Consider the following 25481-nt stretch of genomic DNA (forward strand, 5'->3'; position numbering starts at 1 on the left):
CCGCACACCCCGCCGCCGCGGGAGAATCGCCATGCGGACAGCCGTGCCGCCGGCATGTCGGCCCGCGAACACGAACCGCCGCGGAGCCACGCGTCAGTCGGTGCCGGACTCCATCGCCGCGCGGTCGAGGGCGTCGGCCTCCTCGCCCTCGGCGCCCACGCCCGCGATGGCCGCCGCGCCGCCCGGGGACAGCTCGCCGATCAGCCCGATCATGCCGTCCCAGGGGGTGAGCTGGCCGTGCGCGGTGTACTGCTCCAGCTTGCTGCGCGAGTCGGCGATGTCCAGGTTGCGCATGGTCAGCTGCCCGATCCGGTCGTCCGGGCCGAACGCCGGGTCGTGGCTGCGTTCCATCGACAGCTTCTCCGGGTGGTAGCTCAGCGCCGGCCCGGTCGTGTCGAGCACGGAGTGGTCCTGGCCGCGCCGCAGCCGCAGCGTCACGCTCCCGGTGACGGGGTAGCCGATCCACCGCTGCAGGCTCTCCCGCAGCATCAGCGCCTGCGGGTCGAACCAGCGGCCCTCGTACAGCAAGCGGCCCAGCCGGCGGCCCTCCCCGTGGTACATCGCGATGGTGTCCTCGTTGTGGATGGCGTTGAGCAGTCGCTCGTAGGCGACGTGCAGCAGCGCCATCCCGGGTGCCTCGTAGATGCCGCGGCTCTTCGCCTCGATGATGCGGTTCTCGATCTGGTCGGACATGCCCAGGCCGTGCCGGCCGCCGATCGCGTTCGCCTCGTGCACCAGGTCGACGGCGCTCTCGAAACGAGTGCCGTTGATCGCGACCGGGCGGCCCTGGGCGAACTCCACCGTGACGTCCTCGGCGGCGATCTCAACAGCGGGATCCCAGAACGCGACGCCCATGATCGGGGACACGATCTCGATCGACGTGTCGAGGTGCTCCAGGCGCTTGGCCTCGTGGGTGGCGCCCCAGATGTTGGCGTCCGTCGAGTACGCCTTCTCCGCCGAGTCGCGGTAGGGCAGGCCGTGCCTGGTCAGCCACTCGGACATCTCGTGGCGGCCACCCAGCTCGGTGACGAACGCCCGGTCCAGCCACGGCTTGTAGATCCGCAGGTTGGGGTTGGCGAGCAGGCCGTACCGGTAGAACCGCTCGATGTCGTTGCCCTTGAACGTCGACCCGTCGCCCCAGATGTCGACGTCGTCGGCGTGCATGGCGCGGACCAGCAGGGTGCCGACCACCGCGCGGCCGAGCGGCGTGGTGTTGAAGTACGTCTGGCCGGCCGACCGGATGTGGAAGGCGCCGCAGGCCAGCGCGGCCAGCCCCTCCTCGACCAGCGCGGCACGGCAGTCGACCAGCCGCGCCCGCTCCGCGCCGTACGCGAGGCCGCGGTCGGGCACCGCGCCGAGGTCCGGCTCGTCGTACTGGCCGACGTCGGCGGTGTAGGCGTAGGGCACGGCACCGTGCTCACGCATCCAGGCGACGGCGACGGAGGTGTCCAGACCGCCGGAGAACGCGATGCCAACCCGCTCGCCGACCGGGAGCTCAGAAAGGACCTTCGACACGTGGTCCAGTATGGACGGGTGGGCCGCGCCGCCCTGGCGCCCCCCGCGTGCACGGGTCCAACCGGTATGGTTTGACGTGGCTGGGTCGGGGGACGAGCATCCTGGGGGATTCCGTGTCCGCTGAGCCCGGGGAGAGGTCTACCTCCCGCACGAAGAAGCGCCTGATCATCGCCACCGGGGCGGTGCTGGTCGCCGCCATCACGGTCGTCGGGGTGCTCCAGCTCCGCTCGTCCGGCGACACGGCCGACCCGGCGGGTGCCAGCACACCCGCGCCGCCGCCGGAGCTGACCGCGGCGGACGTGACCAACCAGTTCCTCGACGCCCTCACACACAACCAGGCCCAGGACGCCGGCCGGCTCACCGACGACGTCCAGGCCGCGGCGACCCAGCTCAGCGAGGTGTGGCGCACGCTCCAACCGTCCTCGGCGACGGCCGGCGCCACCCCGGTGAACCCGCCCGCGGCGGCGACCGACGTCGACGAGCAGTTCACCCTGACCTGGCAGCTGGGCCCCGGCCGCACCTGGACGTACCCGAGCGGCCTGCACCTGACCAGGACCGCGGCGGGCTGGCGGGTCCGGTGGCAGCCGGCGATCGTGCACCCGCGCCTCGCGGCCGGACAGAGCCTTGCGGTGCGCGGCGGAACGGGTCAACCGGCGGTGGTCGACCGCGACGGCACCCCGCTGGTGGTCACGACCGACGACGGGACGGCACCGGCGGACCCGGCGGTGGCGCCGCGGCTGACCGGGGCCCTGGGCCGGGAGGCCGGCGGGCAGGGCGGCTGGTACGTCGCGCTGATCGACGGCGCGGGCACCGAGATCGAGGTCCTGTACGGGACGAAGACCGCGCCGCAGGCCGCGACCCTGAGCGTGCCGGTACAGAAGGCGGCGCAGGCGGCCGTGGACACGCAGCGGAACCCGGCGATGCTGGTGGCCATCCAGCCCTCGACCGGCGACATCCTGGCCGTGGCGCAGAACTCGGCGGCCGGTGACTCCCTGGTGGCGATGAACGGCCTGTACCCGCCCGGGTCCACGTTCAAGATCGCCACCGCCGCCGCGCTGATCGAGGCCGGCGTCGCGGACACCGAGACGGTCGTGCCGTGCCCCGCCTCGACCCGCGTCAACTCCAGGACGATCGACAACGCGGCCTTCGCCCTGCCGGACGGCCCACTGCGCACGGCGTTCGCCATGTCCTGTAACACCACGTTCGCCGAGCAGGGCGCCAAGCTCGCGCCGGAGGCACTACCCACCGCGGCGAACCAGTTCGGCCTCGGCGCCGACTTCACCATCCCGGGCATCACCACCGAGACCGGCGACGTTCCCGTCCCGGCGAACGGGACCGAGCAGGTGGAGGACAGCATCGGCCAGGGCAGGGTGCAGGTCAGCTGCTTCGGCCTGGCGCTGATGACCGCCACGGTCGCGGCGGGCCGCGCCCTCACGCCCCGCCTGTGGCGCGACCGCCCGACCGAGGTCGCCACCGGCTACCAGGGCCCCCCGGCGAACGTACTCCGCTCCCTCCGCACGATGATGCGCCAGGTGGTGACGTCCGGCCGGGCCACGGCACTGGCGGGCTACGGAAAGGTCCTCGGCAAGACGGGCACAGCCGAGACCGGCGACGGCACCGCCCACGGCTGGTTCACCGGCTACCGCGACGACCTCGCCTTCGCGGTCCTCGTGGAACAGGCGGGCACGTCCTCGGCAGCGGTCGACGTGACGGGAAGGTTCCTGGCCACACTCGGCTGAGCCGCGACGCCTGATCCACCGCGCACCCCGACGAAGCCGCCTACCTGGCTCGCCGCTCACTCGCGGGACGGCCCGCTCCGCCGAAGCGGGGACCGGGAGGGTCCTACCCGTGCCAGCCTGAACCGCCACCCACCCCACTCACGGAACCAACCCACTCCGCCCAAGCAGCGCTGAGAGGTTCCTGCTCCGCCCGGCTGAACCGCCACCCACCCGAACGCCGCGCCCCGACTCGCCACCCCCACCCGACGAAGTTGGCCACCACAACGCCGCCGCCAGGCCCGACTGGCCGCTCGTGGAACAAGCCGCTCCGCCGAGGCAGCGGCCAGGAGGGGGTCCTGCCCACCTCCGCCTGAGTCACCAGCCAGCCCAACACGGCCGCCACCCCCGACCCACAGCACAACCCGCTCCGCCGAGGCGGTCGCCGAAACCTACTGATCAACAACGCCGGAAACACCGATCACGAGATAGACCCCCGCGGCGGCACCGAGCACGCTGACCGGCCAACCATACCGGTGTCAGTCCTCCAGATATGCCGCCGCCTGCAGGGTGAACAGCTCCGCGTAGTGCCCGTCCAGTGCCATCAGCTCCTCGTGTGTGCCGTGTTCGGTGAGCTTGCCGTGGTCGAGCAGGAGGATCTTCTCGGCCTGGCGGACGGTGGAGAAACGGTGGGAGATGTAGAGGGTGGTCCGGCCGTGGGCGAGCGCACGCAGCCGAGCGAACAGGTCGTGCTCGGCCTGAGCGTCCAGTGCCGAGGTCGGCTCGTCGAGGATCAGGATCTGCGCGTCCCGCATGAACGCCCTCGCCAGGGCGATCTTCTGCCATTCACCGCCGGACAGGCTCACCCCCTGGTCGAACCAGCGGCCCAGCGGACTGTCGTAGCCACTGGGCAGCCGCTCGATACGTTCGGCGGCGCCGGCCCGCCGCGCGGAGTCCTCGATCCGCGCCCGGTCCTCCAACGCGCTCAGCTGGCCCAGTCCGATGTTCTCGGCGGCCGTGCCCTGGTAGGTAACGTAATCCTGGAACATCGCGCTCATCCTGCCGCGCAGCTCCTCCGGATCGAACTCGCGGACGTCCACCCCGTCGAGCAGGATCCGGCCCGCGGTCGGGTCGTAGAGCCGGCACAGCAGCTTGATCAGCGTCGACTTGCCCGCCCCGTTGCGGCCGACGACCGCGACGGTCTCGCCCGGCCGGATCTCGAAGCTCACGCTGTCCAGCGCGCGCTCGTCCGAGCCGGGATAGCTGAACGAGACCTCGTCGAACAGCACGTGGCCACGAACGGGCTCGGGCAGCGGACGCGGCTTCACCGGTGCCGTGATCTGTGGTTTCGTAGCCAGGAACTGGTAGAGCGTGTCCAGGTAGAGGTTGTTCTCGTACATCCCGGAGAACCCGCTGAACAGGCCCTGCACCGACGACTGCACCGCGGTCGCGGCGCTGGTGTAGAGCGCGAGGTCGCCGATGGTGAGCCGCCCCGCGACCGCCTCCAGTGCGATGTAGAGCGCGATGCCCGCGCCGGCCACCGTCGACGGCATGCTCCACGCGGTGCCGACCAGGTTGCGGGTCGTCGTGAGCTTGCGTTCACGCGTGTAGTAGGTCTGGCCGAGCCGGCGGAAGCGGTCGACCAGGTACGGGCCGAGGCCGAAGACCTTCGTCTCCTTGGCATAGGTGTCGGTGGTGACCAGCGACGACAGGTACTCCATCCGGCGCCGGATGGGTGACACGTACAGCGCCAGCATGAAAGCCCGTGCCCCGTACTTCGACTGCGAGATGAACGCGGGGATCGGCGCGAGCAGCACGACCACCGCCAGCAACGGGCTGACCGAGACCAGCAGCACGATCATGCTCGCGAACGTGATCCCCGTGCGGACCAGGCTCAGCGCCGAACTCATCATCGACACCGGCCGCGACGGCGCTTCCTGCGAAGCCTGCCGCAACAGGTCGTAGGACTCGGAGCCCTCGAAGAACGACAGGTCCAGCCTGCTGGCATGGTCCATCACCTGGTGGCGGATGGTGAGCGTCATCCGTTCCTGCAGCAGTTGCTGCGCCACGTTGGTCAGCGCGGTGCTCACCGCGGTGAACGTCAGGATGCCGAGCTGGAAGACCGAGACCTCGACGATCCTGCCGGTCGAGCCGTGGCCCGCCACCGCGGCCACGACGGAGTCCAACAGCAGCTTGGCGACGTAGGCGGTGACGGTCGGCACCAGCCCACCGACCAGAGTGGACACCAGGATCATGATGGTCATGGCCGGGCTGGCCTGCCAGGTCAGCTTCGCCACCTTCGGCAGCCCCCGCACGGTGCCGGCGGCGGCGACCCGCAGCCGCCGCAGCCGGGACCGCAGGTCCTTCGGCTCGTCGGCCGGTTTCGGATCGGGAATGTCGACCGGGCCGGTGAGACCGCTGTCGGGGACCGTGCTGCTGGACTGCCTGAGCCGTTGTCTGAGGCCGCGCGACGGGCCGTCTGGCATCACCGGCCGGTCACCGACCCATGTGGGAACACCCAGGACCTGGTCACGTTCAGCTTCGATCGGCTCATGGATTCGACGGTAAACCCCGTACCCCGGGTACCGGACGCAAACCCGAAGTCCAGCCACCGCTGCCCAGGTATATCGGAGCCCCGAGCATGTCGGTGTCCACCGGGCCGGGTAGCACCGCGTGCACCTTTACCCCCTGCCCGGCCACAAGAGCGCGAAGCGACTGGGACAGGGAGAACGCGGCTGCCTTCGAGACGGAGTAGGCCGGCGCGGCGATCCTGCCGACGGCATCATTGAACCTATGAGCGGAAGTGGTCCCGCCGTCGAGCGAGCGCGGTTGATGGCGGAGGGGAATCGCCTGCGGTCCCAGGCATACCGACACGACGAAGCCGGTCGGACCAAGAAGACGCGCCCGTTGTGGCGCCGGGTCGACGAGATTTCTCGTCTGTACGAGGCGATGTTGCCGGAGGTGACCGTCGCTCGGTGTCCACACAGCGGCGAACTGGTGCGTTGGCGCATCGACACGTTCGGGCTGGACGGCTGGTTCTGGGAGTACAACACCGCCATCCGCCGACTCCCGGAACGCCTGCCAGGCGCGTGGCTGGCCATGACCGGCGCCATGCGGCTCGCAGAGCCCATCGAACACACACCCTACGTCGTCAACCCGGGTCCGGGGGTGCCGTTCGTGGTGCCCAGGATCCTCGACAACCCCGACATCCGCGCGGTGATCGCCGAGGTGCCGGTCGGCATCCACACCGGCTGGGCGATCAGCTACTTCGGCCCGAAACCACCCGTGCGGCTCGTCAACACCTGGGGCAAGGCCAGCTACCCGGTCTTTCGGAACGCCATCCGAGGCGGCTGGGACGCCGACAGCCCGATCATGTCCGACTACGACTTCGCACTGACGAAATGGTTGCGCAGCGGCGCGCTGTTGTGGATCATCCCCGGCGACGAGTCAGCGACCCTTCGGGAAGGTTCCAGCGGCTGCCCGTTCGTGGCCTTGCCGGGCAGCGAAAGGAACCGCTCATTCTGAACGGCACGGTCGAGTACTGAGGTGCGCTGGTCGCGCAGTTGCTGCTCCGCCGCTCCACGACCGTCGGCTCGCGGGCACTGAACAGCAGAAGCCGTTGACCGGCAGGTGAACAGCGCACAGTTGACTATCGATACCATGCCTCGTACGCGAAGTATCGGTGGCCTTCGAAATCGATAACCTCAACGTCGTGGTGCACTTCACGAAGTACGGCACCAGGGGCGAACTGCCATCACCCCCAGGTTGCACAGCGCATGCGCGACGGGGCCACCGCCCTGGCCCGGCGATTCGCCGCGCTGTTGCCCGTTCGACCAGTGTTCGATCCGTCTCATCGCTGGGGTGTCATCGTCGTCGGATCCCGGATCGGATCGTGTTCGACAAGCTGGTGCAGGTGCTGCGGTTCGGCTGTCCCTCCGAGGGGATCTCTGATGCCACCTGCTCGGCGTCCACGATCCGCAACCGGCGCGACGAGTGGATCAAACTCGGGGTGTTCGCCCAGTTGAAGACGATCGCGTTGGACGCCTACGACCGCGTCGTGGGCCTGCTGTTGGACCAGATCGCCGTGGACGGGTGCATCACCAAAGCTCCCGGCGGCGGGCAATGCGCTGGCCCGTCTCCGGTCGATCGCCGCAAACAAAGGCATGAAACGGTCGATGGTGGTCGAGGGCTACGGCATCCCGTTGGGCCGAGTCCTGGCCGGAGCGAACCGTCACGACTCACCGCTGTTGGCCCCTACTCTGGACAAACTCGACGATCTTGGGCCGTTGCCTGAGGACATCACCGTGCACCTGGACTCCGGCTATGACTCGGGCAAGACCCGTGAGGAGTTGGCTGGCCGCGGCCTGCACGGGCAGATCGCCCACAAGGGCAAGAAAGCACCCATTCAAGCCAGCGGGCGTTGGCAGGTCGAGCGCACGAACTCTTGGCACAACGCGTTCAACCGGCTGCAACGCTGCTACGAACGCCGCGAACACGTCATCGACGCGTTCTTCGACTTCGCTGACGCGATCATCACAGTGCGTAGCCTGATCCGGAAAGCCTGGACCCTCTACCGATGGGACACACGACCCACACGCCGCCCATGAAGATCACCTAATTGCACGGCCTCTAATGGTCAGCTTGTGGCGGGCACCAAGTTGTGCCGTCGTCGATCCGGCCACCGAACCACGCTGGTAGTCGGTTCGGCCCGGCTGGTCGCCCGACTCAGGGCCAGCCGCTTCACGGCGTACTTCGGCCGCCACGTCAGCGGGCGCGCGTACATGGCCACCGTCGCGGACTCAGGCATCGGGCCCACGTACAACCGAGGGCTTGTTCCCACAAGCGCCTCCGACAGCGGCTACCGCGCCGTGGTCGTGGGAGACCAGAGATCTCGCCTGGCTGCCTGCTGACCGCCCGTTCCACCTGAGCGTCCGCTGCGCGGACGGCGGAGCGACTGAGTGCGGTGCCCGGCGCGGACGGGTCTGGCGCTAGACAACCATGCTGTGTCGGCGCAGCACATAGCGGTCTCAGGTATTCATGTCTTGGCGTCGGGCGGTGGTTGCACGACTTGGAGGCGTCGCAGCTCGGCGTAGGCGCGTTCGAGTTGTTGGCGTTGTTGGTTGTTCTGCTCGGTGAGGGGCGCACTGTTGGAGCCGTTCGTTTCGCGTTTGGGCTGTGGCGAGGCGGATGTGCAGGGATCGTTCGCTGCCGGGGTTGATCGTGGTTTGGGTGCTTGTCCCGCGAGTTGGCGGAGTCCGGCGATCAGGTCGGGTTGGGTGTAGAGCCAGGAGCGGGCGACGCCGGCGTTCTTGGCCAGCTGGGAGACGGTGGCCGCACGGCGTGTGCGTTGTCTTGGGCGGTCTGCTTCTTCTCGCGCTTGAGCGTCGCGAGCTCCTCCCGCAACGTCACCAACTCGGGTTGCTGTGCCTCGCGGCGGGCGAACGCAGCGGCGGCGGTGTCCTTGAACTGCTGCGGGGACCGGTAGTAGGAGTCCCGGCCGACGCCGGCTTCCCGACACAGGCTGGAGATCGTCAAGGCGCGGTGGCGGCGTTGAAGAAGCAATCGTTGAGCACCCCGGGGTGCGGGGTCTTCGTGAGGTGCGCCAACATCGTGCCCAGCCGGGGCTCGTCCGACACGATCCCCGGGAGGTCGCCCAGTTCGCGACGCACGCGCTCGAACTCGCCGTCGATCCGCTGGGCCGCGCTGCCGCCGGAGCGGGCTCGATCGTTCCAGTCCCGGTAGAGGTCTTCTACGTAGTCGAGCATCGCCACCGCCTCCTCGGCGGCGAACTGGGACGCGAGGTACCGGCATAGTTGTTGGCATCAAAGGTTGGGAGCGGCGTCTCGTACCCCTCACGTGGTAGTGACCGTTGGCGGCACTGCTGTACACCCTCCGAGACGAAGCTGTCCACCTGCTGGTGCACCGCCTTCGGCGGCCCCGAACCGGTAACCGTCAAGTGGCGGCTCGCCGGCTGATCGACGACCCTAATCGTCCACATAGGACGACTTAGGCGACGCGTGACATGGTGCGGGGCGGGCCCCGCACCATGCCTGCGATCTATGGCCCGGCTACGCCGGTACCGGTGAACTCCATCCAGTTGAGGTTGAACAGACTGGTGGTAGGTCCGCCGGCGACTGCCTGGAATACCAGGTAGAGCCGGTGGCCACCGGCGGGATCGGCGATGGGAACGGTTTGTGTCGTGTAGGTGGACGTGCCGCCTGTCGCCGCGATGGGGGCCGTGGTCAGGATTGGCCCGTCGGGAGCGTCGAGGCGTAGTTGCACCGCGCCCTGGGGTGCGCCGGCGGTGGTACCGCCCGCCACTCGGAAGCTGACCGAGTCGATGTTGGCCAGGTTGATGTTCTGGTTGACGGCCACCCAGTCACCCGGATCCAGACTGCCGCGGTCGAGGTCGCCGCCGTCCGGATCTGTTGTGACGGCGGTGTTGGTGCCGGACTGGTCGGTGGCGTACTCCAGTTGTTGGCGTTTCTGCTGGATGACGTTCTGGTCGATGGTGGTCAGCGGTGGCTGACCGTTCGCGCCCAGATCGGTGTACGAGGCGGTCAACCCGCCGAAGAGGTAGCCGTTGGCGTGCGTCGCGTCGGCCGGGTCGGTTTGTAGCACGCCCGAGCAGCCGGTCTGTGATCCCTCGCCGTGGCCGTGGGTGTCGTGGCCGAGTGCGAAGGAGACCGTGACCTTGGCGCAGTCGATCGGCCCGTCCTCTGGGTCGGTGACCGTCACCGACCACGGAACCCGGTCACCCCAGTTGAAGATGCCGCCGTCGACCGGCGTGGTCAGGGTGACCGACGGTGCGGTGTTGCCGACCTCGATCGTCCTGCTGGTGACCGCGGTCTTGCCGCTGGAGTCGATCACCGTGAGTTTCGCCGTGTAGACGCCGTTGGCGGTGTAGGTGAACGCCGGATTGGGCTCGGTGGAGTCCACCGTGCCGTTGTTGTCGAAGTCCCAGTTGTAGGTGATCGAGTCACCGGGGTCGGGATCGTTGGAACCTTCACTGGAGAAGTTGACGGTCAGCGGCGCCTGCCCGTTGGTCGGCGTTGCTGCCTCAACCGCGGTGGGCGCCCTGGTGCCCTTGACATAGCTGAACTTCACCAGCAGCGCGTCCGGGTTGGCGCGGAAGAAGCCGTCCCCATAGGACAACAGGTAGAAGTCGCCGTCGGGCCCCCACCGCATGTCCATCGGGGCGTCGCAGATGAACGGGAACCGATTGCGGTCGGCCGAGACGTCACCGCAGCTCAGCAGGTCGTTCATCTTGAAGATGTGACCCTGTGAGTCGAGCCGGATCTCCCGCATCGTGTCCCGGGTGAACTCGGCGAAGAAGATCGACTTGTCGTAGTAGGCCGGGAACTTGGTCGGGTTGGGGTTCTTCGCGTCGAAATGGTAGGGCGCCGCGCCGTGTGGACCGACGCCGCCACCGGGACCCAGCTCCGGGAACAGCTGTGGGCAGGTGCCCGGCGAGTCCTGTGTGTACTGCGCGGCGCACGGTGTGCCGAGCGGGGTCGGCTGGTTGTTGTCCTGGTAGGAGTAGTACATGTCCGGCGCGGTGAGCGGTGGGGTCACCGCGAGGCCGGTGTTGTGCCGGGAGGTGTTCTCCGGGCCATGGCTCGGATTGTCGCACTCGAACGGCTGCGGTGGGTTGTCCAGCGGGGTGCTGGCGGCGAAGTTCCACCTGTAGTACGGCAGCTTGGGCGAGACGCAGTACGGCCAGCCGTAGTTCGCCGCGTGCCGGACGATCTCCATCCGGCCGGTGCCGGGTGGGCCGCGGAACACCTGTGGTACCCGCGAGTCCGGCGAATAGTCGGTGACATATGCGACGTCGTGCGGATCGAGGTTGAGCCGGAACGGGTTGCGGAAACCCATCGCGTAGATTTCCGGGCGGGTGCCGGTGGTGCCGGGCCGGAAGAGGTTGCCCGATGGGATCGTGTAGGAGCCGTCGGACCGCACGCGGATGCGCAGCAGCTTGCCGCGCAGGTCGTTGGTGTTGCCCGCGGAGCGACGGGCGTCCACGTACGGCGCGTTGTAGCAGGGGTCGGGGCAGGTGGCCGTCGGGGGAACGGTCAGCTCCCCGTTGAACGGCGAGAACCCGCCGGAGTTGCCGCCGCCGGCGGGCGTGTCGTCCCCGGTGGTCATCAGCAGGTTGCCGTGCGAGTCGAAGCGGATCTCGCCGGCGACGTGGCAGCAGGCGCCGCGGTCGGTGTTGACCTGAAGGATCTTCTGCTCGGTGGCCAGATCCAGGTGCGGCGTCGGGCCGTCCACGAACCTGAACCGGGACAGTTGGTTGTACCCCTTGTACACGTCCCAGGCGTTCGGGTCGTTGCTGCTGGTCGGCGCGTTGGTCGTCGGGGTGGAAAGCGGTGGCGCGTAGTACAGGTAGACCCAGTGGTCGTCGGAGAAGTTCGCGTCGATCGCCCCGCCGTACAGGCCGTCCTCGTCGTGGTTGTACACCGGGATCGTGGCGATGACGGAGGTGGTTCCGGTCGTCGGGTCGTGCAGCCTGACCTCGCCGGTCCGGGCGGTCTGCAGGACCCGGCCGTCCGGCAGGACCTCGATCTCGATCGGCTCGCCGATGTCGGGCGGCGCGGCGACGACGGTCATCTGGTAGTTGGCCAGCACAGTGGCGCCGCAGTCGCCGCTGCCGTTCCCGTCCGCCCAGTCGATGGCGCCGCCGAGGTTGCGCTGGACGGCCGAGCTGTTGAACTCGGCGGCGGTCGCGCCGAGGCCGGTGTAGAACGACCGGCCGCCCTTGAAGTCCTTGCACCACATGATCGGGTGGTCGAACCCCATGGTGCCGCCGGTGTACGTGGACTCGTCGACGGTGGCCAGCACGTGGGAGACACCGCGGACGTTGCCGGTGAAGTTGTAGTAGGAGTCGGTGGTGTGCCAGTACTCCGGCAGCCGCGCGGTCGCCGGGTGCACCCGGTCGGCGACCTTGACCGTGGCGTTGGTGACGGCGGACTTGCCGCTGGCGCGGGTGCCGAGCGCGTCGGAGAGGAACTTCCAGTCGGGTTGGGTCTCGATGGCCGAGTAGGTGCCGACGAACCCGCCGCCGTCGTGGAAGTAGGCCTCGAACGCCGCCTGCTGCGCGGCGTTGAGCACCGCGGCGGAGGTGTTCAGGAAGACCACCACGCCGAACCTCTTGAGGTTGGTCTCGTTGAAGCCCGTCGGACTGCTCGTGACCGTGGTGGCGAAACCCTTGCTGTCACCGACCTTCCTGATGGCGGCGATACCCGCCACGGTCGCGGAGCTGTGGTCGGCGACGAACACCAGGACCTTGTAGCGGACCTTCTCCCGGCTCAGCTTGATGTCTTCCACCGACTGCGCCGAGGCCGCGGTGGCGGTTGGCGCCGCCGCGGCCGGGGCGGGCGCCCCGGCGAACATGATCACGGACCCGAGCAGGGCGGCCAGGCCGACCAGGCTGGGGAATCTTCGCTTGTCCCGCATCGACTCGCTCCCCGTCAGTGGTGGTTCCGGTTACGCCAGCCGGCGATGTTCGTGTAGCTGGTCTGCGAGAACTCCAGCGACTGGTTGGGCGCCGCCGTATCGCCGGGCGCGTTGTCCTGCTCGTAGTTCGGGTGGCGGAACCCTGGCTTGCCGATCGCGTCGAGCAGCTGTTTCAGCGGGATGACGCCGGCACCCGCCGGCACCATCGTGTAGCCGTCGTCGACGTCGGCCGGGACGCCGTCCTTGACGTGGAAGAGCGGGAACCGGTTGGTGTGGCACTCAACCGTGCGGATCGGGTCGAACAGGTCGGTTCGCACCTTTCCGCGCGCGTCGGTGTAGGTCTGGTACCGGTGCCGGGCGACGTAGCCCCAGTAGATGTCCATCTCGAACCAGACCAGGTTCGGCTCGGTCTTCGTGAAGAAGTACTCCAGGCCGCGCAGGCCCGAGGACGCGGTTGGGTTGCCGTTGGCGTCCAGCGGCCCGGCGTCCAGCAGGAACTGGTACTCGGCGTGGTGGTTGTGCTGGTACAGCTTGATTCCGCGAGCCTTGGCCAGCTCACCGAAGGCGTTGAAGTTGTCCGCGGCCTTCGCCCAGTCCGACTTGTACCGGCTGCTGGTCGGGATCGCGGGGGTGCCGAGGTGCGCCATGCCGAGTGTCTCGGCGATGTCCAGCTGGGCCTTGAACGAGTCCGGATTGGTGAAGTCGAAGGTGATGTGGCTGCCGTTGGCGACCAGCCCGTTGTCGTCGAGCAGCCGGCGGATCTCGACCGGTGTGATCTGCCGGCCGAGGATGCTGGTGCTCTGCGTGTAGCCGGCGAACTCGACCTGCCGGTAGCCCATGTGGGACAGCTGCTCGAAGACGTATCGGAAGCCGCCGTCCAGGCCTGTGGTGGGGTCGGGGGCGCGGCCCACCACGTCGCGGACGGTGTAGAGGATGATGCCGCGGTGGCTCGGCAGCACGGTCGGCTCGCCGCCCCGCCCGTGCTTGTCGTCCGCGGACGCGACGGCCGGGATGAGCGAGATCGCCGCGGCACTCGCGGCCGCGCCGGCAGATGCGCTGAGGAATCTCCGCCGGTTCAGACTGGGACGGGTCGATCTGGGCATTGCTCCTCCTCGTCGAGGGATGCTGTGGGCGGCATGGATCGCCGCGCTGCCTGACGCCGTGCCGCGCGGGTTCATCGAAGGCAGTTCGACGGGATGGGGAACGATTCAGATAATGAAGGGCGCTGCCAGAACGAAGACTAACGTTGCAACTTTGCAAAAGCTAGGCTGGTTTCGACGAAAGTTTAGATCATTATGAGAAAGGATGTCGCCTATGGGCGGTTCGTCGCGATGATGTGATCGGTGCCTGGCTAGGCATCCGCCCGAACTTGCGCAGCACCGACTCGACCGCCGGCACGAGCTTGGCCCAATTCGCGAAACCGTGGACTGGGGAGACTTTCGGCCAGATCGCCCAGGGACTCCTGTGTGAAAATTGTGCCAGACGTACATACACGCGAAACGTCGGTTAGTTTTCTTCAGCCGATTCCGCAATGCCCGAAGTCGCGTTTGAATAGTCCTCCAGCTCCAAGTCCCACGATGGCCAGCTGGGCTTGGTCCAGCGTTGCGAACTCCCCCGGCGGCGAGGCTGGTACGCCAGAGCGGTCGGGCACCCTGCCGATCCGGGTTGACCAGCGCGGTCCCACGACGGTCGTGCAGGCCGGCCAGGTAGGTCGGCAACGCCACCTCGGCACGCACCGCGTCGGCTGAGAAAGGTCAACCGTCGCGTATGTTGGTCCAGCCGACGTCGTCGATCCGGAAGGACAGCTGGCCGCTGTCCGAGGTGCCCTCGACGCGGACGCTGACAGAGAGGCCGGTGACCGGCGCGGTGCTGGGAAGGTTGACGTGAAGCCGGTTCCACGGAATGAATCCCGCCAGGTGCGGTAGTCCGTCCGCCTCCACTGTGGACGTTCGGTCGCCCTGGGTCACGGTGAGCCGCGCGTCGTATACGGTGCCGCCGGCGAGGTCGGGGCTGAGGTACACGAACAGATCACGGGCGTAGGCGGGAAGGCGCAACCGGGTCCGCAGCGACACGGTGCGCCACTCGCCGAGGGGCGCGAGGGTGGAGGTCGCCTGGAGGGCTGATCGGCCGTCGTAGGGTTGGCTGGCGGACACACCGACAGCGCTGACGTACGCGCCCGGTACCCAGCCTGGGGCCGTGGCCGACTCGAAGCCCGGGGCGGCGCCGGCGGCCAGCAGTTCCGCCCTGGGGACGGGCAGTTCGCCGGCGGTCCAGCCGAGTCGGCGGGCGAGGATCGGCACGAGTCGGTGGGCGACCCGGAGGTGACCGGCGTAGGTCGGGTGCAGCCCGTCGGTGAAGTCGCTCGCGGTGAGCCAGCCCGTCGTGTCGACGTAGACGATGTGGTCGTCGCCGGCGGCGGCCGCCGCGATCTCCTGGGCGAAGTAGCCGCCCAGCGGGCGCATCGCGAAGATCCACACGGCAGGCCACCGGGCACGGATGTCACGCAGGTAGTCCTTGTACGCGGCCTGGAACACCACGGGATCCACCGCGGCCAGGGCGTCGTTGGTGCCCTGGTTGACCACGACAGCCCGAGGCACGTAGGACGGGTCGACCGGCGAGCCGGCGAAGTTGAAAGGCAGCGCCTGCGCGGCCGGCGGAACCTCACCGCCGCCGGGCCGGACGATGCCCTGGGCACCGAAGCCCACCTGACGGAAGTCGGCGTGCAACGCCTGTCCGGTCAGCCCCGCGTAGTCCTTCGTGGCGTCCGAGCCGTCGACGCCGATCTCCGGCCCGACAGCCCGCACGCCCTGGGTGATGGAGTCTCCCAGGAACTCGATCCGGCGGTCATCGGGCGGCGGCGGCAGCGTGCGCGCTCCCGTGTCCAGCCGGAACCCGGTCAGCAGCACGCCGGATCGCAGCGGCGGATTCCAGCGGTTGGCGCGTTCGTCCACATCCTTGACGACGATCTCGAGCGTGTGGGCTCCTGGCCGGACGGTCAGGTCTATCCGGTTTCCGTCCACTATGTACAGAACCGGAGCCCCGCGATCGACCCGCACGTAGACCTGCGGAGGATGCGTCACCGTGGACTGGTCGAACGTCACGGCGACGTGCTGTCCGGTGAAGCGCAGCATCGCACGGGAGCCGGAGTTCACCGTGACCATCGCGTCGCCGAGGCTCCCCCACCGGCCCTGGTACCGGATGTCGGGGTGGTTCGCGGCGATCACGGTCTCGGCACTCGCCGGCGTGACCGTGGTGGCGAGCAGCGCGAGTAGCAGCGGTATGACAAACCTGGTCATCGGCCGAGTCCTGCGGTGGCGCGGGACCGGAACAGGGACAGGTCGATCGAGTTCGCCAGCGCCTGGTAGCCGGCGACGGTGAAGTGGAGATGGTCGCCGCCGTCGAAGGCCGGCAACGGGAACGCCGGGTTCGCCGGATCCCGGACGACCGCGTCGAAGTCGACGACCGCGTCGAACTGTCCACTGGTGCGGATCCACGCGTTGACCGCCAGCCTCTCGCTCTCCCGGCTGTCGGTGACCCCGGCGGGTGTCAGCGTGACACCGTGGATCGGCAGCCCTCGGGCGTGGGTGCGCCGGATGATCTGCTGGTAGGCGGCGATCAGGTCGCCGGCGGTGCCGCCGTTGTACAGGTCGTTGATGCCTTCGAAGAGCACCACCCAGCGCACACCCGGCTGCGTGAGGACGTCCCGGTCCAGCCGGTGAAGCGCGCTGTCGCCCGCGCCGTCGGCGAGGACCCGGTTCCCGGCGATGCCTGCGTTGAGCACCCCGACCTCGCCGAGGCGTCGGGCGAGCAGGTCCGGCCAGCGCGCGTTCCGGTCGACGGCTGAGGCGTCGCCGCTGCTGTCGCCGTCGGTCAACGAGTCGCCGAGGGCCACGATCGCGCCGACCCGTGTGCTCTGCAGGACGTCGACACCGGCCAGGAAGTACCAGGGCGTGATGCACGGCCGGGGCGGGATCGTCCAGCAGAAGGTCTCCCCCACCGGCATGTTCGTCGCCCTCGTGTGGTTTCCAGGCGGCGAGGTGTAGTTCGTCTGCATGCTCAGCGCGTGGTACGTCGGCGCCGCGGTGGGCCCCGGCACGTACAGGGAGATCGCCAGGTCGGCAGCCTCCGGCACCCGCAACACCGTGGGATCGCTCGCCACCGCCGTGCCGGCCGCGATGGTGACCCGGCGGGAGCCGCCGAAGGTCAGCCGCCGATCGGTGCCCGGACGGATCGCGGCACCGGAACCACGCAACGCCAGGCGGGCCTCACCGATGACCAGCGGAGCGGTCCCGTGGGCGTTGGTCAGCCGCACGCGAACCACGTCACCGCCAACGCTGGTGTGCACAATCTGCCGAAGCGTGCGGTTGGTGAACGACGGGCGATCCTGCCCCGGGCCGCCGCCCTGCGGGCTCGCCGTCCACGCCCCGACCCAGTGCACCGAGCCCCGGCCCTCGGCCAGCGCCGGGGCCACACCCAGACCGACGACAAGCGCCGCGGCGCACAGGGCACCCATCAACGGCGTCGCGGCAACACGACGTGTCCGGAACAATGTCAGCCTCCGATCACGGTGATGTCGTACCTGCCGCCGGAGACGGCGAGCTGGACGTAGCCGTCCTTGACATGATTGTGGACCGGGCGGCCGTTGACGAGGGTCAGGGATCTCGTGGAGGCCGGGACGGCGATGGTGCCGCTGGTGCCGGTCGGGGTCTCGGCGTGCAGCCGGAAGACCGGCCCGAGGGATGACCAGCGCGTGGTGATGTCGCCGTGTCTGGTGGGCACGACGCCCTGAGCCCAGGTCAGGTTCCCGGGGTGGGGCTTGATGCTCCAGGTCGTGTAGCCGGCGTCGACCGGGGTGACGCCGAGGACCTGCTCGGTGAGCTGCACGGTCGGGGACGCTGCCCAGCCGTGCGCGAGGCTGGCGGTGGTCCGGTTCACCCCGCCGGTGGCGTTCTTGAACTCCCAGAGCCCGCCGGTGTAGAGCGGGTTCTGCTTGTCCACCATGGGTCCCCAGGTGCGGCGCAGGAGGTCGAACGCCCCGGCCACGTCGTTGGCCGTGAACCGGCCGGCGGTCTCCATGCCGTTGCCGAACGGCTCGATGACATGCCCGGTCGGGTCCTGCAGGCCGGGACCGATGATCGCGCCATAAGGTGTCCACAGTGTCGTCAGTGCGGCCAGAATGCTGTCGCGGCGTTCGGGCGGCGCGATACCGTATTCCAGGGCCAGGGCGTTGGCGTCCTCGACCAGCACGTCGAGGTGGTCGCTGCTCTGGCCGTACGCACCCAGCGCCGGGTTCCACAACCGCGCGTTGATCGCCGTTCTGATGGCCTCGGCCTTGGCGTCGTGGGCGTCGGCAGTGGCGGACGAGCCCACCGTGCGCTCGACCCAGGCCATGTCCTTGAGGAGCAGGTAGTAGTCGATGCTGTACTTGGTGACCTCACCGGTCTGGACCGCCTGCCAGAAGTCACGATCATCCGACACCACCAGGTTGTTGGTGTCCAGGAAGGTGTCGTTGTAGGCGAGTTCGTTGCGCAGCGCGGGCAACACACTCCTGACGTAGGTTTCGTCGCCGGTGTAGCGGTAGTAGGCGATCACACCACGGGCACCGCAACCGGAGTAGTTGTTCGAGTAGAACAACGGGGAACCGGCCGGGTTGGCGCCCTTGCGGAAGTCGGGCGAGCCGGGCAGAGCCCCGTCGGCGCGCTGGGCCGCGAGCAGCACGTTGAGCGAGGAGCGGACGTAGGCCGCCCCGGTGTCGCCCAGCGTGCTGATCGCCGTCGGGGTCTGGACCAGAAGATCGCAGGTCCAGATGCTGCGGTCCCGCTTGGCACCGTCATAGATCCTCTGGTCGGCCAAACCGTTGAGCCCGGCGGGTTTCAGGTTGAGCTGTAGGGTGTAGGCGCCGGAGTACCACATGCGGTTGAGCTGGTCGTCGCTGGACAGGAACCAACCCCGATAGTCGGCCGGCGTTGCCCGCAACGCCTGAAAATCCACCCGCGGAGCCGAAATCGACACGCTGCCCGGCGTGGCCAGGGTGAGCAACACGAAACGGAACCCGCCGTGGAACGTCCCGGCCACCCGGCCGGGAGCGGTGGGTTGCAGGGTGTCGACACCACCGACACCGGCCAACCCTCGGGACTCGTCGGAGGACGGCGCGCCCGGCGAGGTCGACACCGCCGTGCCCGCCGGCAGGTCCGCGGCCAGCGCGGGTCCAAAGGAGACGGTCCGGGCCGTGGGGTCGAACCCGGTGATCGTCGCGGTCTGCGTGCCGAAGGTGATGGTGTTGCCGACCTCGAGATCAGCCGTGGACGCGACCGTGACCGCCGTCTGGCCTGCTCCAGCCGCGGCGGCCAGGGTCGTGGCCGCCGGCCGGCGCAGGAACTGGCGTGCCTCACCGGTGACCAGCGTGAGTGTCGGGGTGCCCAGGACGGCGGTGACCTCGACGGATGGCGTGCCGGCTATGTCCTGACCGAAGTCCAGCACGACCGAAGCCGGTGTCCGGCCCGCGACCGTCGTCAACGTCGCCGACTTTCCCTTACCCCGGAACAGATTCCGCGGGTTGGACACGTCCCCGCGGCCCTCCGAACCGACCGGAGGCACCTGCGCCGTCGGCGGACCCAGTACGTAGCGGTGCCATGCCGCCGGGCCGAAGCCGGGCGCGGCCTCGACCGGCAGCACACTCGAACCAACCGTAGCGAGCACCACGAGCACGGTGAAGGAACGTCTCAGCACGGAACCTCTCCTTTGAGGTGTCAGGAGGCGGAACTGAACTCGAAGGTTCCGGATCCCACCCGGTAGACGTCGTAGTTCCCGGCATGCCGCAAGAAGGTTGCGCCGGGGTGAGTGGTGAGCTGGTGGCGGCGGGAACCCAGACCTCACCGCCGGTGCCGGTCGGTGCGACAACCTGGAGGTGGAACTGGCCCGTGGCGTCCTCGGCCCACCTGATCACGAGTGGACCGTGTGTGGAGTCGCTGACGTGTCTCAGGTGTGGTTGTTCCAGAACAGTCTTTCGTCCTTGTCCGGATCGTTGACGATCCTGCATTCGGCGTCGAGCCACATCGTGGCGCGTCTCGTCGGGGTGTAGGCGGGCCAAGCGGGCACATGCGTAGCGGTGGGACGGCTGTTGCGGGCGAAGCCCGCCCACAGTCCGCTCATGTGCCGCGCGGTCGCGAGCCGCCCCGGCGACTGATCCGCATTGAGGATGGAGTCGAGGTTCTTGTCGGTGTTGGCGAACTTGAGGTTGATGTCCGAGGCGTGCGGCGAACCGAGAGGGAAATCGGTGCCTGGCACCAGGGTCGGGTTCTTGTAGGCGAGCTGGTACATGAACACCGGCGCCGCACGCTGCGCCACCTTGGCCTCCGCGATCTTGATCGCGTCACGCCAGATCGGCGAGGTGGTGATCGCGAAGTACAGCTGTGCCGGCGTCGCCTCGGGCCGCGACATGCGGAAGGTCGCGATGATGTCGTCGAGCTCGGCGCCCTGATACGTGTTACTCAGCTCCCGGCGCAGACCGGCGTCGTCGATACGGAAGATGTCGGGCGGCCCGAAGAGACTGAAGAACACCGTCTCATCGCGGCACGTGCCACACATCAACGGCTTGCCGGCCGAGAAGGACGCGACACCATCGGCGAACGGGTGCTGGGGAATGACGGTGCCGTCGACGAAGGCGCCGAAGCCCGGCAGCGGAGGCGGGTCACCCCAGGGGGCGACGCCGTTCGCGGCCTCGGACTGCTGGATCTCCAGCAGCCGCGCAGCTGGAATGTCATGCAGCTGGGGAATGTCCGCCGTGGTCAGCCCCAACAACTCCAGGGTGCGCCTGGCCCGAGCGGTAGCGCCGTCGCGGGTGGGGAAGCGCAGCGGCGCGGCGCTCTCGATCGAGGCCTTGGCGAACAGCCGCGCGGCAGCCGGCATGGTGTAGACGGCCGCGGTCTTGGCGCCGCCACCGCTCTCACCCCAGACCATGATGTTGTCGGGGTCACCCCCGAAATTCTCGATGTTCTCCCTGGTCCAGCGCAGCGCCGCGAGGATGTCCAGCATCCCCTGGTTCGCGGCGTACTCGCCGCCGGCGAGGTCACCCAGGAACAAGTACCCCAGCATGCCGAGCCGGTGGTTGGACTCGACCACCACCACGTCATACAGCTGGGCCAGATGAGTGCCGTCCTGCCCCGTGGCCGAGCCGGAGCCGATCATGTAGCCGCCGCCGTGGTTGTAGAACATCACCGGCCGCCGCCTACAGTCCGCGGCAGGGGTCCAGACATTGAGGTAGAGGCAGTCCTCGGAAGGTGCGGGCATCCGGCCATTGCCGGTCGGGCCCATCTCGCCACCCGCCACCTGGAACGCCGGGTTGGGAAAGTCCACCGCGTCGCGCACGCCGCGCCAGCTTCTCGGCGGCTTCGGGGCCTTGAACCGCAGCTCGCCCAGCGGCGGCGAGGCGTAGGGCACGCCGAGAAACTTCACGATCCCGTCCTCGCGCCTCCCCCGCACCCTGCCGTAACGAGTCGCCGCCTCGTCCGTTCTCCCCTGTGCCAGCGCCGGAACCGGCATGCCCATCGCGGCGGCCATCGACAGCGAGCCGCCGATCATCGCCCTGCGGGTCATCCTTGAGCCCACCATCGGACCTCCTCCTTCGGAGAGCACACGGCTTGCGCCCTGGGAATATTGAAACGTTTCATCCGAGGGGTACAGGAGACCGCCGACCCAGCGATCGCTTCCGCGTTCCGGTTTGGGTAACGTTATCCACGTGTTGCAGCTCACGCTAGGAGCTCATCTGGCGTGGCGTCAAGAGGTGGATGAGCAACGTTGCCGTCCACACACGCCGACGACCTGAACATCTGATGGTCCCCTGAGCGGGCCGCCCGCCTGGGGCCGCTGGAGTGCAACCTAATCGCGGCACTCGGGGTCGTACCCCATGACGTGCCGGTAGGGCTGGCCCTGGGTCAGCTCGGCGATGACCGTGTCCAACGGCCATGCCTTGAAATGCTGGCTACTTCTCTGCACCAAGCAAGAGGACACGCCGGGCTGGTTGGTTCGGATGCTCGAGCGGCTGATTCGTGCCGAGGAGCGTCAGTAGGTGTCGAACTCGACGTCCACGGATGACGCGCCGCGCAACGACGCGACCTGCTCGGCCTCGTCTTGGAGCGGCTTTTTGTCCTGAGCTGGCACCGGGCCGAACGTCTTGATGGTGATGGTCAGCTTCCGGCCGCTCTTGCGTGGCCGCCATATGCCGGTGATCTTGCCGTTGGCGAGGACCGTGCCCGGTTCGCCGAGTGTCTTCCACACTTCCCGGTGGTACTTCTTGTCGACGATCGTTTCGCGGTCGCGCATCTGGGTGTACGGGTCACGTGGTGGGAGCAGACGCACCCCCTTTGGCATCGGTGCTGACTGCAGTGCGTCGAGGTCCTCAGTAACGATCCACGACTTGCCGCGGAACTCGACCTGCGTCAGTTCGTCCTCGACCAGGCTCCACCAGGGGTCGGTGTCACCGGCTTTGATCCCCACCCACGCGGCAAACTCCCCGCGTGTCGACGGTCCGTAGCAGCGCAGGTAGCGGCGAAGCAGTTCGGCGCGCGCGGCCTCCGGGTCGATGTCCGGGATCGGATGGCCGAGCCATTCGTCGACCAGGACGAACGGTGCTTTGTTGCCCGTGCGCGGCGCGAAGCAGACAACCCGTTGCAAGGTAAGGATGCGGATGCCGAAATGCACGACAGCCTCGCCGTGTGGCTGCCCCGGGGCGTAGGGACCTTCTGCTTCCCAGATTTCGCGTTGTTTCTTCGGCAGTCTGCGGGCGATCCGCTCGGCGAGTTCCGCGCCCAGCTCGTTGATGGCGAGTTGGCGCCCGGACAGCACGGCGTCGACCTCGTCGCCGCACAGCTCGATCGCCTCGGTCAGGCTCATGCCGAGTTTGTCCAACGTCGGCTCCACGCCGGGAATGAAATGGCGCATCGCCTCCTCGGTCGGCGGCAGCACGCCGGTGGTGAACACCGGGGCGTCCGCAGCCGGGAAGTAAAACGGCGAGCCGCGCATGCACCAGGTCTGCAGCAGGCTCTTCTCCTCGGCGACCGCCTCTTCCACCTGTTCCTGCGTGAGGTTCTTCACCCTGGCGTGCAGGGCCAGCAGAGCCGACCCGGGCGGGCTGTTCTGAATTCCGCACCGGTGGGCCGCGTCGATCAGCTCGTTTTCGCCCAACCGTGCGGTGAGGTGATGGGCGTTGAGACGAAATGCGATGACGTCGCCTTTCGAAACCTTATCAGCCACTAGTGCAGCATAGTGCAGTCCGCTCGACGAGGAGCCGGCCGTCTCGCCTTCACACCTCGCGCGGATGGGGCTGGACGCGGCGGTGCGCGCGGCCCGCACCGAGACCGCCGGCGCGTACACTGTGGACGCGGACGGGAACGTGCTGGAGACCTACCGCGCGGACGACGACGGCGGCGACGGGTACATCTCGGAGATCGAGATCCTGCGCGGCGACCTGTCCCAGGTTCTCCACGACGACACCCGGTACCGATTTCCCCATCGGCTCACCGCACGCGTCCGACATCACCCTCAAGTTCGCCAACGTCGACAGGAACCTCGACTCCCTCCTCAACGCGGATCAGCCGCCAGGGCTGCTCGCGACCGCGCGGCACATGAAGCGGACTGCGGGCGGGCTTCGCTCGTAGGGACCGTTCCACCGCGACAAACGCGCCGACATGGCCCGCACACCACAGTCCCGCGCCACGATGTGGCTCGACGCCAAGTGCAGGATCGTCCACGATCCAGACAGAAACGAAAGGCTGTTCTGGAAGACCCATACCTGAAGCATGGCGACTACGCGACGAAAAGGGTTTTGTACCTCAGGTATCCGTCGATGCCCTCGGGACCGAGTTCGTGTCCGAGTCCGCTTTGCCGTCGGCCGCCGAACGGTGAGCCGATGTCGAGGTCCCAACCGTTGATCCCGACGATCCCGGTGTCGATCCGGCGTGCGACGTCGATGGCTCGTCCCGTGTCGGCGCTCCACACCGTTCCCGCCAGGCCGTACGTCGAGTCGTTCGCCAGTTGAACCGCGTCGTCGTCGCCGCCGTCGTAGGGCAGCAGGACCACGACCGGGCCGAAGATCTCTTCCGCGACGATGGTCATGCCGGGATCCACGTCGATGAAGACGGTCGGCTCGACGAACAGCCCCGGGTCCAGACCGTCGGGTCGGCCTCCGCCCGCGGTGACCCGACCGCCCTCGTCCCGCCCCACCCGGATGTAGCCTTCCACGCGGTCTCGCTGCCGGGCGCTGACGAGTGGGCCGATGTCCGTGGTGGTGTCCCGCGGATCGCCCAGCCGGTAGGAGCGTGCCTTCTCGGTGACCGCGTTGCAGACGTCGGCGAAGATCGATCGTGGTGCCAGGATCCGTGTGCTCGCGGTGCAGGTCTGTCCGTTGTTCGGGAAACTGCTGCCCAGTAGCGCGTCGGCGAAGACGTCGAGGGCGACGTCGTCGAGCACGACTGCCGCCGACTTGCCACCGAGCTCCAGGGTCACGGGCCGCAGCAGCGATCCACACTGTTGTGCCACGCTGCGCCCGGCGTCGGTCGATCCGGTGAACGAGACCTTGTCAACGCCTGGGTGGGCGACGAGGTAGGCACCGACCTCACGGCCGGCGGGCACGATGTTGACCACGCCGGGCGGAAGTCCGGCCTCGTCGACGGCTTCGGCCAGCAGATAGGAGGAGAGCCCGGTTTCCGGCGACGGTTTGAGCACGGCCGTCGACCCGCTGGCCAGTGCCGGCGCCAACTTGAAGCAGGCCAGGCTCACCGGATAGTTCCACGGCACGATCAGCGCGACGACACCGACCGGCTCACGCCGCACGAGTGTGTGGCCTGCGAGCGCCGGCCGGCTCGACTCTCCATCGAGGCCGCGTGCCACACCGGCGTAGAACCTGAGCAGCCGTGCCGCGTACTGGGCGCTCGACCCGCGCGCCACCTCGATCGGGGTACCGACCTCCCGCGCGATGAGTTGCGCCATCGCCTCGCCGCGACGTTCGACCGCGGCGGCCAACCTCTCCATCGCGAGCGCACGCTCGTCGGGGCTCCAGATGGACCAACCGGACGGATCGGCCAGTGCCCGCCGGGCGGCCGCGACCGCGTGATCGATGTCCGCTTCGGTCGCGTCCGGAAAGGCGCCAAGGGCCTCCCCGGTCGTGGAGCAGCTGACGGTGACGACATCGGGGCCTTCGGCCGCGGTCCAGGTTCCGCCGATGAGGAAACTGCTGTGCCTCGCTGTTGCTTGGTCGCTCGGAACGGACATCGGTCTACTCCTCGGTGGCGGTGGCCGCGGACCGGCCACTTGTGGACGGTGAAGTGTCAGCCGGTGACCAGTGGGTCCGCCGACGGGTCCTGTGCGGTGTGGACAGTTGGTTCGCGCAGGGCGTCGAGGCACCCGGTGGCGGCGAGGCGGGCGAAGGCGTGGGCGCTGGACTTGGGGGTGCGGGTGAAGTTCTTGTCGCGGTCGACGGCGATGAGTCCGAACTTCGGGCGGTAGCCCTCGGCCCACTCGAAGTTGTCGAAGGCCGACCAGTGCAGATAGCCCCGCACGTCAACGCCTTCGGAACGGGCCTTGGCCAGTGCGGCCAGGTGGGACTGGAGATAGCCGAGGCGTTCGTCGTCGTCCTCGGTGGCGATGCCGTTCTCGGTGACGTAGAGCGGCAACCCGGTCCGGGCGGCGCGGTGCAGGATCTGACGCAGGCCGTCCGGGTAGACCGCCCAGCCCATCTGGGTCAGCTGCGACCCGGGTGGTGGGTCGGCGAACAGGGTGGGCGAGGCCGGATCCACCCAC

The 25481-nt window shown here is 68.5% G+C and carries 17 protein-coding genes and 2 pseudogenes; 3 read left to right on the plus strand and 16 right to left on the minus strand.

Annotated elements, in window-relative coordinates; genetic code table 11:
- Positions 1-93: 93 nt before the first annotated feature.
- On the minus strand, positions 94-1515 hold the full coding sequence (gene argG / locus ACJ73U_RS41020; RefSeq protein WP_407783181.1) for an argininosuccinate synthase: 1422 nt from the start codon (positions 1513-1515) through the stop codon (positions 94-96).
- 113 nt (positions 1516-1628) lie between these two features.
- Here argG and ACJ73U_RS41025 point away from each other — a divergent pair, with 113 nt between their 5' ends.
- Positions 1629-3254, plus strand: coding sequence for a penicillin-binding transpeptidase domain-containing protein (locus ACJ73U_RS41025; protein WP_407783182.1), 1626 nt, complete (start codon positions 1629-1631; stop codon positions 3252-3254).
- A 515-nt stretch (positions 3255-3769) separates the two neighbouring features.
- Here ACJ73U_RS41025 and ACJ73U_RS41030 read toward each other — a convergent pair.
- Both ACJ73U_RS41030 and ACJ73U_RS41035 read right to left on the minus strand, forming a co-directional pair.
- The gene (locus ACJ73U_RS41030; RefSeq protein WP_407783183.1) at positions 3770-5716 is read right to left on the minus strand and encodes an ABC transporter ATP-binding protein; all 1947 of its coding nucleotides are present in this window, start codon (positions 5714-5716) and stop codon (positions 3770-3772) included.
- A gap of 64 nt (positions 5717-5780) precedes the next feature.
- Positions 5781-6104 (minus strand): SDR family NAD(P)-dependent oxidoreductase, encoded by a 324-nt coding sequence (locus tag ACJ73U_RS41035; RefSeq protein WP_407783184.1) that lies wholly within the window; start codon positions 6102-6104, stop codon positions 5781-5783.
- On the opposite strand from ACJ73U_RS41035, the gene ACJ73U_RS41040 reads away from it, so the two are divergent.
- A complete protein-coding gene (locus tag ACJ73U_RS41040) occupies positions 6024-6755 on the plus strand; it encodes a hypothetical protein (protein ID WP_407783197.1) in 732 nt (243 codons plus the stop codon). The genes ACJ73U_RS41035 and ACJ73U_RS41040 overlap by 81 nt on opposite strands.
- Before the next feature lie 251 nt (positions 6756-7006).
- A pseudogene (locus ACJ73U_RS41045) lies at positions 7007-7837 on the plus strand (IS5 family transposase).
- 655 nt (positions 7838-8492) lie between these two features.
- Here ACJ73U_RS41045 and ACJ73U_RS41050 read toward each other — a convergent pair.
- The 13 genes and pseudogenes from ACJ73U_RS41050 to ACJ73U_RS41110 all read right to left on the minus strand — a co-directional run.
- Positions 8493-8765, minus strand: coding sequence for a hypothetical protein (locus ACJ73U_RS41050; protein WP_407783185.1), 273 nt, complete (start codon positions 8763-8765; stop codon positions 8493-8495).
- Positions 8762-8995, minus strand: coding sequence for a hypothetical protein (locus ACJ73U_RS41055; RefSeq protein WP_407783186.1), 234 nt, complete (start codon positions 8993-8995; stop codon positions 8762-8764). The genes ACJ73U_RS41050 and ACJ73U_RS41055 overlap by 4 nt, the downstream gene beginning before the upstream one ends.
- Before the next feature lie 292 nt (positions 8996-9287).
- Positions 9288-12686: a ThuA domain-containing protein gene (locus tag ACJ73U_RS41060; RefSeq protein WP_407783187.1), complete on the minus strand. Its 3399-nt coding sequence runs from the start codon at positions 12684-12686 to the stop codon at positions 9288-9290.
- 14 nt (positions 12687-12700) lie between these two features.
- The gene (locus tag ACJ73U_RS41065; RefSeq protein WP_407783188.1) at positions 12701-13789 is read right to left on the minus strand and encodes a sugar phosphate isomerase/epimerase family protein; all 1089 of its coding nucleotides are present in this window, start codon (positions 13787-13789) and stop codon (positions 12701-12703) included.
- 651 nt (positions 13790-14440) lie between these two features.
- Positions 14441-15982 carry an SGNH/GDSL hydrolase family protein gene (locus ACJ73U_RS41070; RefSeq protein WP_407783189.1) on the minus strand — a complete coding sequence of 514 codons (1542 nt, stop codon included), beginning with the start codon at positions 15980-15982 and terminating at the stop codon, positions 14441-14443.
- Positions 15979-17199, minus strand: a complete 1221-nt coding sequence (locus ACJ73U_RS41075) for an SGNH/GDSL hydrolase family protein (protein WP_407783190.1) — start codon at positions 17197-17199, stop codon at positions 15979-15981. The genes ACJ73U_RS41070 and ACJ73U_RS41075 overlap by 4 nt, the downstream gene beginning before the upstream one ends.
- A 38-nt stretch (positions 17200-17237) precedes the next feature.
- Positions 17238-19415: an alpha-L-rhamnosidase C-terminal domain-containing protein gene (locus ACJ73U_RS41080; protein WP_407783191.1), complete on the minus strand. Its 2178-nt coding sequence runs from the start codon at positions 19413-19415 to the stop codon at positions 17238-17240.
- Positions 19416-19545: 130 nt separating this feature from the next.
- A pseudogene (locus ACJ73U_RS41085) lies at positions 19546-19725 on the minus strand (alpha-L-rhamnosidase C-terminal domain-containing protein); the annotation flags it as partial.
- Positions 19665-21281 (minus strand): carboxylesterase/lipase family protein, encoded by a 1617-nt coding sequence (locus tag ACJ73U_RS41090; protein WP_407783192.1) that lies wholly within the window; start codon positions 21279-21281, stop codon positions 19665-19667. The pseudogene ACJ73U_RS41085 and the gene ACJ73U_RS41090, both read right to left, overlap by 61 nt.
- Positions 21282-21746: 465 nt before the next feature.
- Positions 21747-22937 (minus strand): winged helix DNA-binding domain-containing protein, encoded by a 1191-nt coding sequence (locus ACJ73U_RS41095; RefSeq protein ID WP_407783193.1) that lies wholly within the window; start codon positions 22935-22937, stop codon positions 21747-21749.
- Between the two features lie 49 nt (positions 22938-22986).
- The gene (locus ACJ73U_RS41100; protein WP_407783194.1) at positions 22987-23196 is read right to left on the minus strand and encodes a hypothetical protein; all 210 of its coding nucleotides are present in this window, start codon (positions 23194-23196) and stop codon (positions 22987-22989) included.
- Between the two features lie 293 nt (positions 23197-23489).
- Complete coding sequence (locus ACJ73U_RS41105; RefSeq protein WP_407783195.1) at positions 23490-24953, minus strand: aldehyde dehydrogenase; 1464 nt, start codon at positions 24951-24953, stop codon at positions 23490-23492.
- Positions 24954-25009: 56 nt separating this feature from the next.
- A partial coding sequence (locus tag ACJ73U_RS41110; protein ID WP_407783196.1) for a family 1 glycosylhydrolase occupies positions 25010-25481 on the minus strand: 472 nt, incomplete at its 5' end.

The organism is Actinophytocola sp. (genome assembly GCF_045807065.1).
Taxonomy (GTDB): domain Bacteria; phylum Actinomycetota; class Actinomycetes; order Mycobacteriales; family Pseudonocardiaceae; genus Actinophytocola.

What these genes read in the sequence shown, in the direction of transcription:
- ACJ73U_RS41030 (WP_407783183.1), bottom strand. Translation starts at nt 5,716, where the DNA reads ATGCCAGACGGCCCGTCGCGCGGCCTCAGACAACGGCTCAGGCAGTCC.
- ACJ73U_RS41040 (WP_407783197.1), top strand. Translation starts at nt 6,024, where the DNA reads ATGAGCGGAAGTGGTCCCGCCGTCGAGCGAGCGCGGTTGATGGCGGAG.
- ACJ73U_RS41055 (WP_407783186.1), bottom strand. Translation starts at nt 8,995, where the DNA reads ATGCTCGACTACGTAGAAGACCTCTACCGGGACTGGAACGATCGAGCC.
- ACJ73U_RS41060 (WP_407783187.1), bottom strand. Translation starts at nt 12,686, where the DNA reads ATGCGGGACAAGCGAAGATTCCCCAGCCTGGTCGGCCTGGCCGCCCTG.
- ACJ73U_RS41065 (WP_407783188.1), bottom strand. Translation starts at nt 13,789, where the DNA reads ATGCCCAGATCGACCCGTCCCAGTCTGAACCGGCGGAGATTCCTCAGC.
- ACJ73U_RS41070 (WP_407783189.1), bottom strand. Translation starts at nt 15,982, where the DNA reads ATGACCAGGTTTGTCATACCGCTGCTACTCGCGCTGCTCGCCACCACG.
- ACJ73U_RS41075 (WP_407783190.1), bottom strand. Translation starts at nt 17,199, where the DNA reads ATGGGTGCCCTGTGCGCCGCGGCGCTTGTCGTCGGTCTGGGTGTGGCC.
- ACJ73U_RS41090 (WP_407783192.1), bottom strand. Translation starts at nt 21,281, where the DNA reads ATGACCCGCAGGGCGATGATCGGCGGCTCGCTGTCGATGGCCGCCGCG.
- ACJ73U_RS41100 (WP_407783194.1), bottom strand. Translation starts at nt 23,196, where the DNA reads ATGGGGAAATCGGTACCGGGTGTCGTCGTGGAGAACCTGGGACAGGTC.
- ACJ73U_RS41105 (WP_407783195.1), bottom strand. Translation starts at nt 24,953, where the DNA reads ATGTCCGTTCCGAGCGACCAAGCAACAGCGAGGCACAGCAGTTTCCTC.